The sequence below is a fragment of the Sphingomonas pseudosanguinis genome, assembly GCF_052056765.1.
GTDB lineage: Bacteria > Pseudomonadota > Alphaproteobacteria > Sphingomonadales > Sphingomonadaceae > Sphingomonas > Sphingomonas pseudosanguinis.
In genome coordinates, this window is the sequence record NZ_CP189888.1 from 2,258,183 (window position 1) to 2,276,185 (window position 18,003).

General features: G+C 68.6%; 11 protein-coding genes. 4 read left to right on the forward strand and 7 right to left on the reverse strand.

What is annotated here, in order from left to right:
- Window positions 1-134: 134 nt before the first annotated feature.
- From ACQHGV_RS10110 to ACQHGV_RS10125, 4 genes are read right to left on the reverse strand one after another with little or no spacing between them, the layout of a single operon-like run.
- Window positions 135-1,127: a DUF2891 domain-containing protein gene (locus ACQHGV_RS10110; RefSeq protein WP_440978099.1), complete on the reverse strand. Its 993-nt coding sequence runs from the start codon at window positions 1,125-1,127 to the stop codon at window positions 135-137.
- On the reverse strand, window positions 1,124-2,029 hold the full coding sequence (locus tag ACQHGV_RS10115; protein ID WP_440978100.1) for a DUF979 domain-containing protein: 906 nt from the start codon (window positions 2,027-2,029) through the stop codon (window positions 1,124-1,126). Before ACQHGV_RS10115 ends, ACQHGV_RS10110 begins: the two co-directional genes overlap by 4 nt.
- Window positions 2,026-2,706 carry a DUF969 domain-containing protein gene (locus tag ACQHGV_RS10120; protein WP_440978101.1) on the reverse strand — a complete coding sequence of 227 codons (681 nt, stop codon included), beginning with the start codon at window positions 2,704-2,706 and terminating at the stop codon, window positions 2,026-2,028. Before ACQHGV_RS10120 ends, ACQHGV_RS10115 begins: the two co-directional genes overlap by 4 nt.
- On the reverse strand, window positions 2,706-6,281 hold the full coding sequence (locus tag ACQHGV_RS10125) for a hydantoinase B/oxoprolinase family protein (protein WP_440978102.1): 3,576 nt from the start codon (window positions 6,279-6,281) through the stop codon (window positions 2,706-2,708). Before ACQHGV_RS10125 ends, ACQHGV_RS10120 begins: the two co-directional genes overlap by 1 nt.
- Before the next feature lie 120 nt (window positions 6,282-6,401).
- Between ACQHGV_RS10125 and ACQHGV_RS10130 the strand changes: the two genes are divergently transcribed.
- The 4 genes from ACQHGV_RS10130 to ACQHGV_RS10145 all read left to right on the forward strand — a co-directional run bounded on the left by ACQHGV_RS10130 (window position 6,402) and on the right by ACQHGV_RS10145 (window position 13,481).
- Window positions 6,402-8,204, forward strand: a complete 1,803-nt coding sequence (locus ACQHGV_RS10130; protein WP_440978103.1) for a DUF885 domain-containing protein — start codon at window positions 6,402-6,404, stop codon at window positions 8,202-8,204.
- A gap of 114 nt (window positions 8,205-8,318) precedes the next feature.
- Window positions 8,319-9,755: a carboxylesterase/lipase family protein gene (locus ACQHGV_RS10135; protein WP_440978104.1), complete on the forward strand. Its 1,437-nt coding sequence runs from the start codon at window positions 8,319-8,321 to the stop codon at window positions 9,753-9,755.
- 168 nt (window positions 9,756-9,923) lie between these two features.
- Window positions 9,924-12,413, forward strand: coding sequence for a putative bifunctional diguanylate cyclase/phosphodiesterase (locus ACQHGV_RS10140; RefSeq protein WP_440980188.1), 2,490 nt, complete (start codon window positions 9,924-9,926; stop codon window positions 12,411-12,413).
- A gap of 138 nt (window positions 12,414-12,551) precedes the next feature.
- The gene (locus tag ACQHGV_RS10145) at window positions 12,552-13,481 is read left to right on the forward strand and encodes a crotonase/enoyl-CoA hydratase family protein (protein ID WP_440978105.1); all 930 of its coding nucleotides are present in this window, start codon (window positions 12,552-12,554) and stop codon (window positions 13,479-13,481) included.
- Here ACQHGV_RS10145 and ACQHGV_RS10150 read toward each other — a convergent pair whose 3' ends face one another.
- The 3 genes from ACQHGV_RS10150 to ACQHGV_RS10160 all read right to left on the reverse strand — a co-directional run bounded on the left by ACQHGV_RS10150 (window position 13,482) and on the right by ACQHGV_RS10160 (window position 17,813).
- Window positions 13,482-15,440 (reverse strand): putative bifunctional diguanylate cyclase/phosphodiesterase, encoded by a 1,959-nt coding sequence (locus tag ACQHGV_RS10150; RefSeq protein ID WP_440978106.1) that lies wholly within the window; start codon window positions 15,438-15,440, stop codon window positions 13,482-13,484. It abuts the gene before it with no gap.
- Between the two features lie 225 nt (window positions 15,441-15,665).
- On the reverse strand, window positions 15,666-17,213 hold the full coding sequence (locus ACQHGV_RS10155) for an FAD-dependent oxidoreductase (protein WP_440978107.1): 1,548 nt from the start codon (window positions 17,211-17,213) through the stop codon (window positions 15,666-15,668).
- Window positions 17,214-17,243: 30 nt separating this feature from the next.
- Window positions 17,244-17,813, reverse strand: coding sequence for a Dps family protein (locus ACQHGV_RS10160; RefSeq protein WP_440978108.1), 570 nt, complete (start codon window positions 17,811-17,813; stop codon window positions 17,244-17,246).
- Window positions 17,814-18,003: the final 190 nt, after the last annotated feature.

The window sequence follows — 18,003 nt, forward strand, 5'->3', positions numbered from 1 at the left end:
GCGACACTCCCCTCCCCTTCAGGGGAGGGGCTGGGGGTGGGGCACCTCGGCAGGCGCAGGGTCAGTGGAGAGGCCCCACCCCAACCCCTCCCCTGAAGGGGAGGGGCTGAATGCGATGTAGCCTCGCGACAAGCTTACGCCGCCAATGCCAACAGGGCGAAGGTGGCGAGCCAATGCTCGCCCATATAGTTGTCGCCGATATGCGGCAGGCTGGCGGCAAGGTGATCGGCCGCCGCCGTTTCGGCGCGGGGCGCGACGGGATGGTCCGGCCCCAGCTTGGCCGCGATCGTCCGCCAGCACCAGGCGCGGCTGAGGTTCAGTCCGTCGAGATGCGCGATCTTGCCGTCGTTGCGGTCGGAGACGATCGCGGGGGTGAACAGCGTGACCGGCTCGCCCTGCCCGACGCGCGGAAGGAAGCCGTCGAACCACGCGCGAAACGCCGCGTCGTCGAGCACCCGGCTCATCACCAGCGCTTCGGTCAGCGCGGGCGACAGGAACTCGTCGCCACCCGGCTCCCACGCCTGGCAATCGCAGTCCTTTGCAAACCAGCCGGGCACGACATCGGCGATCAGCGCGCGTAGTTCCTCGTCACGCCCCTCGGCCCAGTCCCACGCCAGCGTCAGCGCGAAGCTCGTGTTGAAATGCGTCCCCACCCGCAGCGGATAGGTCAGGCGCGGCAGGAAGCCGCGGAACCGCGCCGCCAGAAACCTTGCCAAGGGTTCCAGCGCGTCGGCCCAGCCCGCGTCATGCCGGCTCGCCTCGTCATGCAGCGCGAGCAGCCAGGCCCAGCCATAGGGCCGCTCGAACCCGCCGGCGCTGGGGCGTTCGAAATAGGCGATCTCGGCGGCAATCTTGTCCGGCACCAGCATCGCATCGGCCCGCGCGCGCACTTCGGCGACGACGGGCATGTCGGGATAGAGGCGGATCAGGCGAAGGAGCTGCCACCAGCCATGGACGCAGCTATGCCAGTCGAAGCTGCCGTAGAAGACGGGATGCAGCTCGGCGGGTGTCCGCGCGTCCTCCGGCCCGTCCAGCGCGTGGCTGAGATGATTGGGATATTCGCGCCCGACATGCCCCAGCGTCATGGTGGCGAACATCTGCGCAGTGGCTTGGTCCAGTCGGGTCACGCGATCATTCCGTAGAGCAGGAGGATGTTGAAGACGAGCAGCAGGAGCGCGGTCGGCGCCTGCGCGCGGATGACGCCATATTTGTCCTTCAACCCCAGGAGCGCGGCGGGCAGCAGGTTGAAGTTGGCGGCCATCGGGGTCAGCAGCGTCCCGCAAAAGCCCGCCAGCATCCCTACCGCCGCGACGATCGCCGGATCGCCACCGGCCCGCTGGATCAGCAGCGGCACGCCCACCGCCGCCGTCATCACGGGAAAGGCGGCAAAGGCATTGCCCATGACGATGGTGAACAGCGCCATGCCCAGCGCATAGGCCAGGACCGCGCCGATCACGCTGCCCGCCGGGATGATCGTGCCGATCAACATGCCGACCACCTGCCCCACCCCGGCCAGCGCGAAGACCGCGCCCAGGCTGGCGAGCAGCTGCGGCATCACCGCCACCCAACCGATATCGTCGATCAGGCCGCGTCCGGCGACGAACGGCTCGGCCGGCTTCGCCTGGAGCAGCGTCCGGCACAGGATCAGCGCGATGATCGTCCCGAAGGTCAGCGCGACCAGCGTCGCCTGTTTGGGGTCGACTAGTGCGGGCACCTGCTTGAACGCCAGCGTGCCGAGCAGCGCGACCGCCGGCACGATCAACGCGGGCACGAAGACCTTCGCGCCGTGGCGATCCCTTGCCGGCTCCACCGGCTCGGCACGGCGCATCCGCCCCGACGCGGCGATCGCCACCAGTGCCAGGACGAGCACACCATTGCCGACATCGCCCAGCCAGTCGCCGGCCAGGAACGACAGCGCAATCAGCCCATGAAACGCGCCATTGGCCCAGCGCCGGTCGCGCAGGCCGAGCCCGGCAAAGATCGCGAACAGGATGCCGACGACGCCGTAAACCAGGTTCAGCCCGATCACCGGCCCGCTCCCCGTTCCCCGGCGCGCCGTGCCAGCCGCCGGTCGAGCAACAACAATCGCGCGCCATGAATGACGAACGCCGCGATCGCGGTCGGTATCGCCCAGACGGAGAGCTGGAACGGCTCCAGATGGATGCCATAGCCGTCGAGCACGCCCTTCATCAGCAGGATCGATCCGATCGCGATGAAGATGTCCTCGCCAAAGAACAGACCCACCGTATCGGTCGCCGCCGCCATCGCCTTGACCTTTTCGGCAGTCTCGGCGCTGCCGTCGCCCTGGCGTTCGGCAGCGGCTTCGGCCATCGGCGCGACCAGCGGACGCACCGTCTGCGCCGGCCCCGCGACCGAGGTGAGGCCGAGCGCCGCCATCACCTGGCGGAAGAGCAGATAGCCGATCAGCAGCCGCCCGGTCGTCGCACCGCGAAGGCCCGCGACCAGCGCCCGCGCGCGTTCCTGCAACCCCCGCCGTTCCAAGAGCGCGATGACCGGCAGGATCATATAGACGGCGGTGACATAGCGCGTCTCGTTGAAGGCATGGCCGAAGGTCGCCAGCACCCGCACCGGATCGAGCCCCGCCGCAAGCCCCGTGACCGCCGCCGACACGATGATGACCAGCAGCGGATGCGCGCGCAGCAGAAAGCCGCCGGCGATGACGACGATCCCCGCGAGCACCCACATCAGCGGCTGCCCTCGCCATAACCGCCGCCGCCCGGCGTCTCGATCACCAGCACGTCGTCCACGCCCATGTCGATCCGCGCGGTGGAAGCGAGCGGTTCGATGCCGCCATCCGCCCGCTCGACGCGGTTGACACCCACCCGTCCGTCCGCGCCACCGGCCAGTCCGAAGGGCGCAACGATCCGCCGGTTGCTGAGAATACCGGCGCGCAAGGGCCGCAGGAAACGCAGGCGGCGGACCGTCCCGTCGCCGCCGCTTTGTGCCCCCGCCCCGCCCGATCCGCGCCGGATCGCGAATTGTTCGAGCAGCACCGGATACCGCGTCTCGAGTATCTCGGGATCGGTCAACCGGCTGTTGGTCATATGCGTCTGGATCGCATCGGCTCCGTCATGCCCCGACCCCGCGCCCGCACCGCCGGCGATCGTCTCATAATATTGATAGCTGTCGTCGCCGAAGGTCAGGTTGTTCATCGTCCCCTGGCTGGCCGCCATCGCCCCCAGCGCGCCGAGCAGCGCGTCGGTGACGACCTGGCTGACCTCGACATTGCCCGCGACCACGGCGGCGGGGGAACGCGGATGGAGCATCGATCCTTCGGGCACGATGATCCGGACGGGGCGCAGAAAGCCCTCGTTCAGCGGCACCGCCTCGTCGACCAGCAGGCGCAGGACATAGAGGACGGCGGCGCGGGTCACCGCCAGCGGCGCGTTGAAGTTGCTCGGCCGCTGTTCGCTCGTCCCGGTGAAGTCGATCACCGCGCTGCCCTCGGCCCGGTTCACCCGCACCGCCACCTCGACCGCCGCACCGTCGTCCAGCTTATAGCGGAAATGCCCGTCGGACAGCGTCGCGATCATCCGCCGCGCCATCGCCTCGGCATGCGCCTGGACATGCGCCATGTAGCGGGTGACGACGCCTTGCCCCTGCTGCTTTGCCAGCTGGCGAAGCCCCTCCGCGCCGCGTGCGCAGGCGGCGACCTGCGCGGCGAGATCGGCGATATTCTGGTCGATATTGCGCGCCGGATGGGGACCGCCGGCCAGCAGCTCGCGGATCGGCGCTTCGCGCAGCACCCCGTCCTCGACGATCAGCATGTCGTCGAACACCACGCCTTCGTCGGCCAGCGTCCGGCTGTCGGGCGGCATCGAGCCGGGCGTAGTGCCGCCGACATCGGCATGATGGCCGCGCGCCGCGACGAAATAGGCGGGCGTCCCGCCGCCGGCGAAAACCGGCATGATAACGGTGATGTCGGGCAGATGGGTGCCGCCGCGATAGGGATCGTTCAGCGCATAGACCTGCCCCTCGCGCATCGTGCCCGCGCGATTGGCGATGACGGTGCGGATGCTCTCACCCATCGATCCCAGATGCACCGGAATATGTGGCGCGTTGGCGACCAGCCCGCCCTCCGCGTCGAACAGCGCGCACGAGAAATCCAGCCGCTCGCGGATATTGACCGAGGCGGCGCTGCGTTGCAGCGCGGCCCCCATCTCCTCGGCGATCCCCATGAACAGGCCCGCGAAAATCTCCAGCCGCACCGGATCGACCGCATCGTCCGCCGCCCGTTCGGCGCGGGCCTCGGTCCGTTCGAGCAGCAATGTGCCGTCCGCCAGCACCCGCGCGCGCCAGCCGGGTTCGACGATCACGGTCGACACCGGATCGAGGATCAGCGCGGGGCCCGCGACGATGCCGTCCATCGCCAGCCCCTCGCGGGTATGAACCGGTGCCTCGCGCATCGCACCGGCCAGATACATGGGCACGCATGCCACCGGCGCGGCGGACTGCGCGGGCAAATCCGGCGCGGGCAGGTCCTGCCCGTCCTGCTCGGCGCTCGCCTCGACCCGCAACAGCTCGACGACCAGTGCATCGTCGCCGACAAAGCCGAAACGCTGGCGATGGGCATCCGCGAACGCCTCGGCCATCGCGTCCGGCGATCCCCAGGGAACCGCGATCGTCTGGTCGTTGCGCGCATAGCGGAGCTGCGCCAGCGTCTCGGTACGGATCGCATCGCCGGCCACGCCCTGTGCGGCCAGCGCGGAGGTCGCGGCATCGCGCAAGTCAGCCAGCGCCGCGTTCAGCCCGCCATCGGCCAGCGGCAGCGCCACCGTCGCCTCACGCACCACGCTGCGCGCCGCCAATCCGATGCCGACCGCCGACAAGACGCCGGCCAGCGGGTGGATCAGCACTTGCTCCATGCCCAGCGCATCGGCGACCAGGCAGGCATGCTGCCCGCCCGCTCCGCCGAAACAGGCAAGCGCGTACGAGGCCGGGTCCTCGCCCCGTGCCACCGATACGGCGCGGATCGCACGCGCCATATTGGCGACCGCGATCGCGACCATCCCCTCGGCCGCCGCGAACCGGTCGAGCCGTTCGCCGGTCGTCGCCGCCACTTGGTCGAGCAGCGCGTCCAGCGCCGCCTCGGCCGCCTGCCGATCGGGTGGCAGGTCGCGGTTCGGCCCGAACAGCGCGGGGAAATAATCGGGTTGCAGCTTGCCCAGCACCATGTTGCAGTCGGTCACGGTCAGCGGCCCGCCGCGCCGGTAACAGGCCGGCCCCGGATCGGCCCCCGCCGAAGCCGGGCCGACCAGCAGCCGCCCGCCATCGAAATGACAGATCGACCCGCCGCCCGCCGCGACCGTATCGATCCGCATCATCGGCACCGCGACGCGCACCCCCGCCAGCACCGCATCCGATCGCCGGTCATAGCTGCCCGCATAGAGCGACACGTCGGTCGAGGTGCCGCCCATGTCGAACCCGATGACCCGGTCGAACCCGGCTCCGCGCGCGGTGCGCGCCATGCCGACAATCCCGCCCGCCGGCCCGGATAGCAGCGCGTCTTTGCCGCCGAACCGGTCGGCCGCGACCAGCCCGCCGCTCGACTGCATGAACAACAACCCCCCGGCGGCGGCCTCGCCCAGCGACGTCTCCAGCCCCTGCACATAGCGGCGCAGTACGGGCGACAGATAGGCGTCGACCAATGTCGTATCGCCGCGCGCGACCAGCCGGATCAGCGGCGCGGTGCGGTGGCTGACCGAAATCTGGGTGAAGCCCGCCGCCTGCGCGAGATCGGCCAGCTTCGCCTCATGCGCCTGATGCCGCCAGCCATGGACCAATATGATCGCGACCGACCGGAGGCCCGCCGCATAGGCCCTGGCAAAGGCCGCTGCCGCCCCCTCTTCATCGAGCGGGGTCAGCACCGTACCGTTCTCCGCCACCCGCTCGTCGATCTCGACGACATCGGCAAACAGGGGCACGGCGCGGCGGATGTCGCGCGCGAAAATGTCGGGGCGATCCTGATAGCCGATGGTCAGCGCATCGCCGAAACCCCGCGTGATCGCGAGCAGCACCGGCGCGCCTTCGCGCTCCAGCAGCGCATTGGTCGCGATGGTCGTGCCGATCCGGATGGTGCAGGGCTGAAGCGGGCCGTCGCCCGCCCCCGTCAACTGGCGGATCGCCGCCTCGGCCGCGTCATAGCGGCGCTCCGGGTCTTCGGAGAGCAGCTTGGCGGTGACGAGCGTGCCGTCGGGCCGCCGGGCCACCACATCCGTGAACGTTCCCCCGCGATCGATCCAGAACTGCCATTCTTTCATGGGTGCAAGGCATGTCATCGATTCCGACCGGTCGCTAGAGGGTATTTTTTATTCGATTTTGCCGCGTGGGTCGCTCGTGCCCTGTTTGACCTTCGGCAGAGGGCCGGCCATCATCCGGAGATGGATCGCTTTTTCTCCCGTCGCGAAACCCTGGCCGGGTTCGCCGCCGTCACCGCCTCGACCGCCATCCCCGCCGCCGCCCAGAATGCCGCGCCGCCGCTGCTCGACCGTATCGCGTGGCAATTGCTGGACCTCCTGCCCGAACGCGCCACCTCACTGGGCGTCGATACCGGCGCGCATGCCGATCTGCGGCGGCGGCTTGAGGATCGCTCGCCGGCGGGCATCGCGGTCCGGCAGCGCGTCCTGACCAAGGCGCTGGCCAACCTGGCGCGAGTGCCGCGCGCCGGGCTCGATCCCTCGACCGCGACCAGCATCGCGGTCGTCGAAAGCGCATTCCGCACCGCGTTGGACGGCATGGCGCTGCCCTACGGCGTGGCGACGATCGGCGACTGGCGCAACACGCCCTATGCCGTCGTCCAGAATGTCGGGTCCTGGCTCGACGTGCCGCAGCTGCTCGATGGCGATCAGCCGGTGCGCGACAAGGCGGATGCCGAGGCCTATCTCGCCCGCCTCGCCACGATGCCCGCGCAGCTGGACGGCGAAACCACGCGCATCGCCCAGGCGCGCGGCATGGGCGTCGTCCCGCCCGCCTTCCTGCTCGACAAGACGATCGCAGGGATGACCCGCACCATCGCCGAGGCGGCGAACACCGATGGCCCGCTGGTCGGCCCGCTGGCGCGCAAGGGGGCGAGCGTCCCCGGCGACTGGAGCGCCCGGGCGGCGCGGATCGTCCGTACCGCGATCATCCCCGCGCTGGAGCGGCAGCTGGCCGAATTACGCGCCGAGCGGGCGGTGGCGACCGATGCGGCGGGTCTCCTCACCCGTCCGCATGGTCCCGAATGGTATGCCTGGGGCCTGCGCGCCGGCACGACGACTCGCCGCAGCGCCGCCGACCTGCACGCCATGGGCCGCGCCCGGCTGACAGATCTTCAGGCGCAAATGGACGTGATCTTGCGCGGTGCCGGGCTGACCCAGGGCAGCGTCGCCGAGCGGACCATCGCCTTTCAGAAGCGCCCCGGCATCGGCTTTCCCGATGGCGACGAAGGGCGGCGCCAGATCGTCGCCTATATGCAGGGGCGCATCGACGCGATCCGCCCCAAATTGCCGCAGGCCTTTCGACGGCTGGCGCGCGGCAATCTGGAAATCCGGCGCATGCCGCTGGCGCAGGAGCCGGGCGCGCCCGCCGCTTATGGCGGACCGGGCACGATCGACGGCAGCGTGCCGGGCAAGGTCTGGGTCAATCTGGGCGATCCGTCGATCCACAACCGCGTGACCATCCCCGACCTCGTCTATCATGAGGGGATACCCGGGCATGTCTGGCAGGGGGAATATGCGCAGAAGCTGCCGCTGATCCGATCGATCCTGGCGTTCAACGCCTATTCGGAGGGCTGGGCGCTCTATGCCGAGCAGCTGGCCGACGAGCTGGGCCTGTATCATGGCGATCCAGCCGGGCGGCTCGGCTATCTGATGGGGCTGGCCTGGCGGGCGGTGCGGCTGATCGTCGACACCGGCATCCATGCGATGGGCTGGTCGCGCGACAAGGCGCTGGCCGAGTTCATCGCCGCCACCGGCCTGCCGCGCAGTAATGCCGAGAGTGAGGTCGATCGCTATTGCGCCTGGCCGGGCCAGGCCTGTGGCTATGAGGTCGGTCGCGCCGAGATCGTCGCGCAGCGCAGCCGCGCCAAGGCGGCGCTGGGTCCGCGCTACGACCTGCGCGATTTTGACCAGGCGGTGGTCGATGGCGGCAACGTGCCGCTCGACGTGCTGGCGGGCAATGTCTCGCGCTATATCGCGGGGGCGTAGCGGCCCGGGAACGCCGCCCCCTTCCCCTGGCGAGGCTTTCCGGCCTATCCATGGCGCAAAGCCATGAAAACATGCCGTTTCCGGGATAGGACGGCACGCGGGGGAGACGATGCGATGCGAATGATGCTGACCGTGGCGATGGCCGCGATCCTGCCCTTGAGCGCGTCTGCCATCGCGCAAGGGCCCGCGCCGATCGCCCAGACCGATCGGGGCGCGGTGCGCGGCGGCGTCGAGGACGGCGTGGCCAGCTGGAAGGGCATCCCCTTCGCCGCGCCGCCGGTCGGCGCGCTGCGCTGGCGCGCGCCACAGCCCGTGACAGCCTGGACCGGCGTGCGTGACGCGACCGCCTATGCCCCCGACTGCATGCAGGTCCCCTTCCCCAGCGACGCCGCGCCGCTGGGCACCAAGCCCGCCGAGGACTGCCTTTACGCAAATGTCTGGAAACCGGTGGTGGCCAAGGGCAAGCTGCCGGTGGTGGTATGGATCTATGGCGGCGGCTTCGTGAATGGCGGGGCGTCGCCACCGACCTATTCGGGTGCCGACCTCGCCAGACAGGGCGTGGTCTTCGTCAGCTTCAACTACCGCGTCGGCCGGTTCGGCACCTTCGCGCTGCCGCAGCTGACCAGGGCGAATGCCGATGGCGGGCGTCTGGGCAATTACGGGATCATGGACCAGATCGCGGCGCTGCAATGGGTCCGGCGCAACGCGGCGGCCTTTGGCGGCGACCCGGCCAATGTCACGATCATCGGCGAGAGCGCGGGCGGCATGTCGGTGCACATGCTCAACACCTCGCCGCTGGCCAGGGGGCTGTTCCACAAGGCCTTCATCATGTCGGGCGGCAATGGCCAGTCGGATAAGCGCACGCTGGCCGATGTCGAGGCGATCGGTGCCAATTTCGCACGGTCGAAGCACATCGACCTCGCCGCCCCCGACGCGCTCGAACGCCTGCGCGCCCTGAGCGCCGAGGAGGTCACCGATGGCCTCAACATGATGGCGCTGTTCCGGCCGCAAGCCGGGCCGCCCACCAATACGGGCCCGTTCGTCGACGGCAAGGTGGTGGTCGATATGGGGGCGGCCTATGCCGATGACCGGTTCGCGCGCGTGTCCGTGATCGTCGGCGCGACCAGTGCCGACATGGGCGGCAAGACCGGCTTCATGATCGCCGGCGCACGTCAGGTCGCCGGCGTGCTGGCGGACAGGCGCGTGCCGGTGTGGCATTATCGCTTTTCCTATGTCGCGGACTCGGTCGGCCAGCCCGGCGCGCAGCATGCGACCGACATCCCGTTCTTCTTCGATACCGTCAGGGTCAAATATGGCGACAAGACCACCGAGCGCGACCGGGCGATGGGACAGGTCATGAGCGCTTATGTCGTCCGCTTTGCCAAGACCGGCAATCCCAACGGCCCCGGCCTGCCCTCATGGCCGGGTTATACCCGCTCAAGCGACCCGCTGATGGACTTCACCCCGCAAGGGCGGGCCGTCGCCCGGCCCGATCCCTGGGGCGCGGAGATCGATGCGGCGGCGCCGCGACCTGCATCTCCGTCGCAATAAGGGACACCCCCGTCGCGCAGACCCGATTGCCGTCACCGCCGTGCCGCGATACGCGGTGCCCCCTAGGGGTTCTTGGATAGACAGGTCGGCATCAGCGCGACTGCGGGGGCACGTCGGCAAATGGGGGCCGCGAGAGTGGCATCGAACATCAGAGCGCTGGTGCTCGCTATGCTTATGCTGTTGGCAGGGTTGATCCCGGCGACGGTATCGGCGGCGACCATCGGCTTGCGGCAATCGGCCTGCGTCGCCACCCTGCGCGATTCCGCGCAGCCCGCGGATGTCGTCACGGCGCGCTATGACTGCGGACCCGATGCGCCGAGCCGTGGCCCCGACTGGACCTGGCTGAAGCTGGATGCCACGCGGCTGGGCGCGCTGCCTGCGCATTGGAGCCTGCTGGTCGATCAGACGCGGTTCGACCGGATTGCGGTGATCGTCGTCGGCCGTGCGGGCACGACCCGACTGGACCGCTCCGCCCATGACCTGCGCGGCCATTGGGCGCCCGGCGGCCTGTTGAAATTCAATATCGCCCAGCCGGGACGTGACATTCAGGGCCTGTATCTGGGCTATCGCCACATCGACGACCTGTCGCTGATGCGCAAGGTCGTGGCCCAGCCGGGCTCGGTCATGACGAACACCGACATCGCGTGGCTGGTGCTGATGGGCCTGTTCGCGGGCACGCTGCTGTCCGCGCTGCTCTACAATCTCGTCATCCATACCGGGCAGCGATACGCCTTTCAGCGCTGGTATCTGCTGTGGGTCGGAGTCGCGCTGGTCTATGGGCTGACCTGGTCCAATGTCGCGGCGTTGCTGATCCCCGATCTGGTCGGACCGGTGGCGGTGCGGCTGGACTTCGCGCTGGTCGGGCTGATGGTCGCGGCCTGCAACATGTTCTTCTTCGCGGTGGTCGAGGATGGTGTCCTGCCGCGCGGACTGGCGCGGGTGGGGCGATTGCTGGCGGCGGCGGGCGTCGTCACCGGCGTCACGGCGGCGGCCGATACGTGGTTCCCCCCGGTCCTCACCGACCGGCTGCTCAACTATGTGATCGCGGCGATGGTCGCCGTCGTCGCGCTGTCCTGCGTCATCGCGGTCCGGCGCGGCAGCCGGGTGATCTGGTTCTACATGCTCGGCTGGGGGCCGGTGATCGGGTTGTTCCTGGCCCGGCTGGCGCGCAATTTCGGCTTCGCGCCGCAGAATGACGCGATCGACATGGGCACCTTCGCCGCGCTCGCCTTCGAGGCGTTGGTCCTGTCGCTGGCCATCGCCGACCGGTTCCGCCTGATCCGCCAGGAAATGGAGCGCGTCCGACAGCGCCGCGAGATCGATCTGGCCGAAACCAAAGCCCTGCGGCTGGCCGCGCATACCGATTTCCTGACCGGCTTGGGCAATCGCGCCGCCTTTCAGGAACGGGCACAGAGCCTGATCGACGCGGACACGCCGTTCAGCCTGTTCCTGATCGATGTCGACTATCTGAAGACCGTCAACGACCGGCTGGGCCATGGCTATGGCGACATGCTGCTGCGCCATGTCGGATCGGCGCTGGCGCGCACGAGCCGGATCTGCCCGGACGGCTATATCGCGCGGATCGGCGGCGACGAGTTCGCGATCCTCTGCCCCGGCGATCTGCCCGCCGAGAACCGGCTGACCGACGCGCTCGACGGCTTGCAGGGCGAGGTCTGGCATCCCGGCGATCGCAACCGCACCGTATCGTTCAGCGTCGGCTCGGCGCGGTTTCCCAACGATGCCGATGCGCTGGAGCTGCTCTATCAGAATGCCGATCTGGCGCTCTACACCGCCAAGCGGCTCGGCCGTGGCCGCTATGTCCGCTACGATCCGCTGCAGCGCAGCCTGCGCGACCTGCAGTTGACCTTCACCGACGATGCCGAGGTCGCGATCGAACGCGGCGAGTTCACGCTGTTCCTGCAACCCATCGTCTCGCTGACCACGGAGACGGTGTGCGGGCATGAAGCGCTGCTGCGCTGGAACCACCCGCTGCATGGCCAGATGACGCCCGACCGCTTCGCCGATGTGCTGGTGGCCGAGCGGATCGGTCCGTTGATCCAGGACCATGTCCTCGAACTGGCGCTGACCCTGTTGCGGGACGAGGGCGAGCGGCTGGGCGTGCTGAGCGTCAATTTCACCTCCGCCCAGCTTGCCGGGCCGCGATCGGCGCAGGCAGTGATCGACCGGCTGGCGCATCACGGCATTTCACCCAAAAGACTGTGCGTCGAGGTGACCGAGGGCGTGATGCTCGACCGTGCGGCGGACAGCATCCTGGGCAATCTGCGCACGCTGCACAATGCCGGGGTGGCGATCGCGCTCGACGATTTCGGCACCGGCTATGCCTCGCTGGTCCATCTCCGCCGCCTGCCGGTCGACCGGATCAAGATCGACCTGTCCTTCGTCGCGGGCATCGACCAGCCCGATGGCGGCGGTACCCTGGCCATCGTCCATGCGATCGTCGGCCTGGGCATGGGGCTGGGCAAGGTCGTCATCGCCGAAGGGATCGAGAACGAGGCGCAGGCGCTGCGCCTGCGTCAGCTGGGGTGCCAGATGGGCCAGGGCTTCCTCTACGGGCGCCCCGCCCCGATCGGCCGCACCCCGGAGCCGGCGGCGCTGCCCGCACCGGCCCGCTGCCTGACGCCGCCGCTCCACGGATAAGCGCCGCCCTCGCCATCCCGTCCACCATGGCGGGCCACCGATAAATGCTTGGGGTCGCGACATTTCCTGCAAACGTCGCGGCAAGTTTGCAGCCCCTATTTTCGGCCTGCGGCATGGTGCCGCATTCCGAAGGTAGACATGATGACGATCCACGATCCCCAATTCGCGGCCGGACTGCGCAACGCCCGTCCCGACCGGACGGCGCGCACCCCCGTCAGCGCCAAAGCGTCCAGATCGCCCTTCCAATACGGGCAGCTCGATGCGCGTCACGATCCCGACACACAGACTTTGTGGACCGACATGCGCCCGCGCACCCGGCCCAGCTTCAACCCCGATCTGCTGGTCGACTTCGTGCACTGGCAGGCCGACATCGTCGATGCGGTCGATACCGGCGCGATGCCGATCCGCTATCTCGTGCTCGGCTCGCGCTTTCCCGGCGTCTTCTCGCTGGGTGGCGACCTCGACCTGTTCGCGCATGCCATCCGCACCCGCGACCATGGCGCGCTGTCGCGTTACGGGCGCACCTGCGTCCAGATCCTCCATCGCAACATGTGCGGGCTGGACCGGCCGATCATCACCATCGGCCTGGTCGAGGGCGATGCGCTGGGCGGCGGGTTCGAGGCGCTCTTGTCCTTCCATGTCGTCATCGCCGAGCGCGGGACCAGCTTCGGCCTGCCCGAGACGCTGTTCGGGCTGTTCCCCGGCATGGGGGCGCATTGCTTCCTGTCGCGGCGGCTGGGCGCGGCGCGGGCCGAGCGCATGATCCTGAGCGGCCGGACCTACAGCGCCGACGAACTCTATGAGATGGGGCTGATTCATGGGCTGGCCGAGCCGGGCGAAGGGCGGCGCATGGTCGCCGACTATATCCGCCAGAACGACCGGCGGCACAGCGCGCATTGTGCGATCTATGAAGCATCGCGCGCGGTCAATCCGCTACCGCTCAAGGAACTGGAGGCGGTGGTCGACCTCTGGGCCGAGGCCGCGCTGCGGCTGACCGAGGGGGATCTGAAACGCATGGAGCGGCTGGTCGCGGCGCAGACCCGGCTGCTCGACAAGGCCGCCGACTGATCAAGCGGCCCCGGGCAGCGCGGGCTGTCCGGGGCTTGATCGGAAGGCGGCCTGCTCGGCGAACAGGCCGATCACCTCCGACGCCGGCATCGGCCGGGCTAGTAGGAAGCCCTGCACCGCATCGCACCGCGTCCGACGCAGCTGATCGAGTTGCGCGGGCGTCTCCACCCCCTCCGCCACGGTGCGCATGCCCAGCTTGGCGGCGAGATCGACGATGGTCTGGACGATCGCAACCGAGGCGGGGTTATGCTCCAGGTCGATGACGAAGGAGCGATCGATCTTCAGCGTCTGGAACGGGAACTGGGTCAGATAGCTGAGCGAGGAATAGCCCGTCCCGAAATCGTCGAGCGTGGTGCACACATGGATGCGGTTCAGCGCGCTCAACGCCGCCAGCGACCGCTCCACATCGTCGAGCAGCACCGACTCGGTCACCTCCAGCGTCAGCCGCTCCGGGGGCAGCCCGCTCGCGCTCAGCGCCGCCAGCACCGCATGGGTCAGGTCGGGCGCGCGGAGCTGCACGGGCGACAGGTTGACCGCGATCGTCACATCGGCCGGCCAGTCCGCCGCCGTCCGGCACGCCTGGCGCAGTACCCAGTCACCGATCATGACGATCAGCGTATTGTCCTCGGCGATCGGGATGAACTCGGCGGGCGATATGCTGCCGAATTGCGGGCTGTTCCAGCGCAGCAGCGTCTCGCACGACGTGATACGCCCCTTCGCCAGATCGAAGATCGGTTGATAGACCAGCTCGAACTCGTTCCGCTCCAGCGCGCCGTCCATCGCGAGCGCGATCTGGCGCCGCCGTTCGATCTTCTCGTCCATCAGCGGCTCGTAGAAGAAGAAGCGGCCCCGCCCCTTCTCCTTGGCGCGGTACAACGCGAGGTCGGCATTCTTCAGCAGCGTGTCGGCATCCCGGCCATTGTCCGGCGCGATGGCGATGCCGATCGAGGCGGTGGTGCGCAGGTCGTGGCCATTGAACCCGACCGGCTGGCGCACCGCCTCCAGCATGGCGCTGCCGATGCAGCCCGCCGCGCGCGCATCGGCGACGCCGCACAGGATGGCGAACTCGTCCCCGCCCAGCCGCGCGACGATGCCCCGTTCGCCCAGCACCTGCTCCAGCCGGCGGGCGACCGCCACCAGCAGCGCATTGCCCGCCAGATGCCCGAAAAAGTCGTTCACCTCCTTGAACCGGTCGAGATCGAGCCAGAGCAGCGCCAGATGCTCGCCCGATGCCGTCAGGTTGCGCAGCCGCTCCTCGAAATGTTCGCGAAAGGCGGTGCGGTTGGCCATGCCGGTCAGATCGTCGCGGCGCGCCATGCCCGCGTGATGCTCGGCCAGCGCGGCCATTTCCTCCGACGCGGTGGTCGCGCGCAGGATGACGGCATAGGTCTGCTGCGTGATGTCGCTCATCGCCAGCACGAACAGCAGGATGACCGCCGCCAGCAGCGCCTTCAGCGGGTCGAGCGGCAGGAGCAGCCCGAACACCAGCGGCAGCGAAGCGAAGCAGAGTTGCGACAGTGCGATCAGGGGCCGGCCGGCATTGCGCCCGGCGATCCCCGCCGCATAGCCGATGGCGGTGGTGACCGAGAGCAGGTCGAGCACGCCGCTGTCCGTCCGGGTGAGGGTCAGCAGGCCGAATACGCCGAGCAGCCCGGCATAGGCGAGCGCCCCGGCGCGATAACCGCGCTCCTGCTGGCGCACCGTCGCCGAGCCGCGCATCCGCAACGCATCGACGATGCGGACCGCCCCGACCAGCCCGATCAGCACCGCGCAGCCGATCAGCCACTCGTCGTCGCTGGCCGCCGCGACGACGGCCGCGATAGCGCTGCTGGTCAGCGCGCCGATGATCAGCGAGCGCGGCGAGGCGTAGAGCGATTCCACCAGCACCGCGCGGACGCGGGCCGAAATCTGATCGTCGGAGTGTCGAAGATGCGTCATCCGGCGGATTAAACGTTTCATATCAACCTCCTGAACGAACACCTATCCGATCCGTCCGGAGTGCCCAAAGGCCTTTTGCTAAGCCTGGGTTGGGTTGGGATGGCACGTCTCCCAGCCCTGGATCGCGGCCCCGGATGCCGCCGTCATGGCAAGGCCGCTAGCGATAACAACGTCTTACAGGGTGGCACCTGGTGATGAACCGACATCGGTAAAACCGTGACGACTGACCAGTGGTGCCGGAATATGTCAGCTTGGGTCCGATTCCGGACTATTTCGCCCATCGGCGTCCGGCATGGACCGTTCCCATCGATGTTCCTTGTCCAGCGCCAGCACGTCGCGCCCCGCCGTCAGGACGGCCTGCTCCCGACCGTCCTCGGCGAAGGAGACGGCGAAATCCCGGTCCGCGACATCGCCGTCGGTCCTGCGATCGTCGGGTGCGCCGACATGGCCGACATAGCGCAGGCTGAGATCGTAATGGCCCGACCAGAAGAAGGGCACTTCCTGATACGCGCCCTCCGCCTTGCCCAGCAGATGTCGCGCGAGCCATTGTCCCATGCGCTGCGCCACGACCCAATGCTCGACGCGGATGGGATGGCCCAGACGGGGGTCGGGCGCGCTGGCGATGTCACCGATCGCATGGATGGCGGGGTCCGAGGTACGGAGCATCGCATCGACCTGCACCCCGCCGCCGGCCGCCTTGTCCGCCAGCGTCAGGCCCGCCGCCTCGGCCAGTTCGACGCGCGGCTGCACGCCGATACCGGCGACGACAAGGTCACCTTCGACGCGAGTGCCGTCGTCCAGCATCGCCGCCTTGCCGTCCCAACGCGCGATATGGCGGCCGAGATGGAATGTGGCGCCCTTGGACTCGTGCAGATCGCGGATCATCGCCCCGACCTCCGGCCCGGCGGTCTTTTCCAGCGGCAGCGCATCGCCCGACACCACCGCGACCTCCATCCCGCGCGCGATCAGCGAGGCGGCGACCTCCAGCCCGATATAGCTCGACCCCAGCACGATGGCGCGGCCCGCATCGGCGGTGGCGGCGATCAGGCGATCGGCATCGGCAAGACCACGCACGACATGAACGTCGTTGCGATCGGCACCGTAAAAGTCCGGTCGGATCGCGGCGGCCCCGGTGGCGAGGACCAGCGTGCGGTAGGGAATGCGTGTGCCGTCGCGCAAGGTGACGACCTTGGCCTCGCGATCGATCCCGGCCACGGCAACGCCCGATCGGACGTCGACGCCCTCCAGCGCCGGCAACGCCGCATCGTCGCGGTCCGCCTTGCCGGCCAGATATTGTTTGGAGCAGAAGGTGCGGTCATAGGGCGCATCGCCCTCTTCCTCGATCACCGTGACCGCCCGCCCCGCGCCGTGCCGCGCCAGCATCTCGGCACAGGCATGGCCCGCCCCGCCGGCGCCGATGATGACGACGGTACCGACGATGCCCGTGTCGTCCGAAATGGGCTTCTCGACAGGATCGGCGGGTCCGTCGATGCGGACCTGTCCGTCCTCCTCGACCACTATGAACCGGTCGAGCGGCGTGAAGGCGGGCGCGCCCACGGCTTCACCCGTTTCCACATCGAAGCGGGCGTGATGCCAGGGACAGCGCAGCGTGCCGTCGGCGACGATCCCGTCGGCGAGCGGCGCCTTCAGATGCGTACATGTCCCCGACAGCGCGCAGACCCGGCCGCGATGGCGGACGAGCACGATGTCCTGTCCGTCGAGAGTGGCCGGGACGATCCGCCCCTCCGCCAATTCGGTCGAGGCGATGCCGTTCGCCAGATCACGCTCCGCCATCGCCTCGTCCTCTCCCGTCGCTCAGATCGTTCAGTCGGCGCGCTGCAGCGCGGTGGCGGCGAGATGCTCGCCGATGAACCAGACCTGCGGTTCGTTGGAGCGGATGATGTCGCTGACCAGCAGATCGTTGGTACCGTCATCGCCCGACTCGTCGGCGGTCTTGGCGCCCTCATGCGCCTGTTCGAGTACGATCTGGTGCGCCTCCAGCAGACGCGCCAGCATCGTCGGCACATCCTCACGCCCGCGCGGCGGACGCGGGATACGGGTCATCTCGGCCACGTCATGCGGCGTCGCGATGCTGATCCCGCCTAGCGACTGGATACGCTCGGCGACCATATCGACCAGTTCGGCCTGCTTTTCATAATGTGTGTCGAGCAAAAGATGCAGCTGATAGAAGGTCGCGCCCGACATCTGCCAGTGATGCTTCTTGTACAGGTCGCGCAGCATCATCGTGTCGGCAAGAACCTGATTGAGGATCGACACGCTCTGCTTGCGGGCATTGTCGGACAGACCCAGTGGCAGGTCTTTCAGCGTACCGAACGCCTGGATTTCGCGATATTCGATCTTGTATTGCGGCTGTGCTTCATCGGTCTTGGCCACGATTTCACTCCGGGCAGGGACAGGGATGATGGCGAAGCGCATGCCCGCCGCCACGGTTCCATGAAATTTTGGACTGGCCGAACCGACCGAGCATTTTCCGGCCATGATCCAAATTAATTTTTGATCTGGGCGATGAACGCGGAACGCTACCGCCGCTGCGACGTCCAGCAGGGGCTTTTTGTTCGCGAGG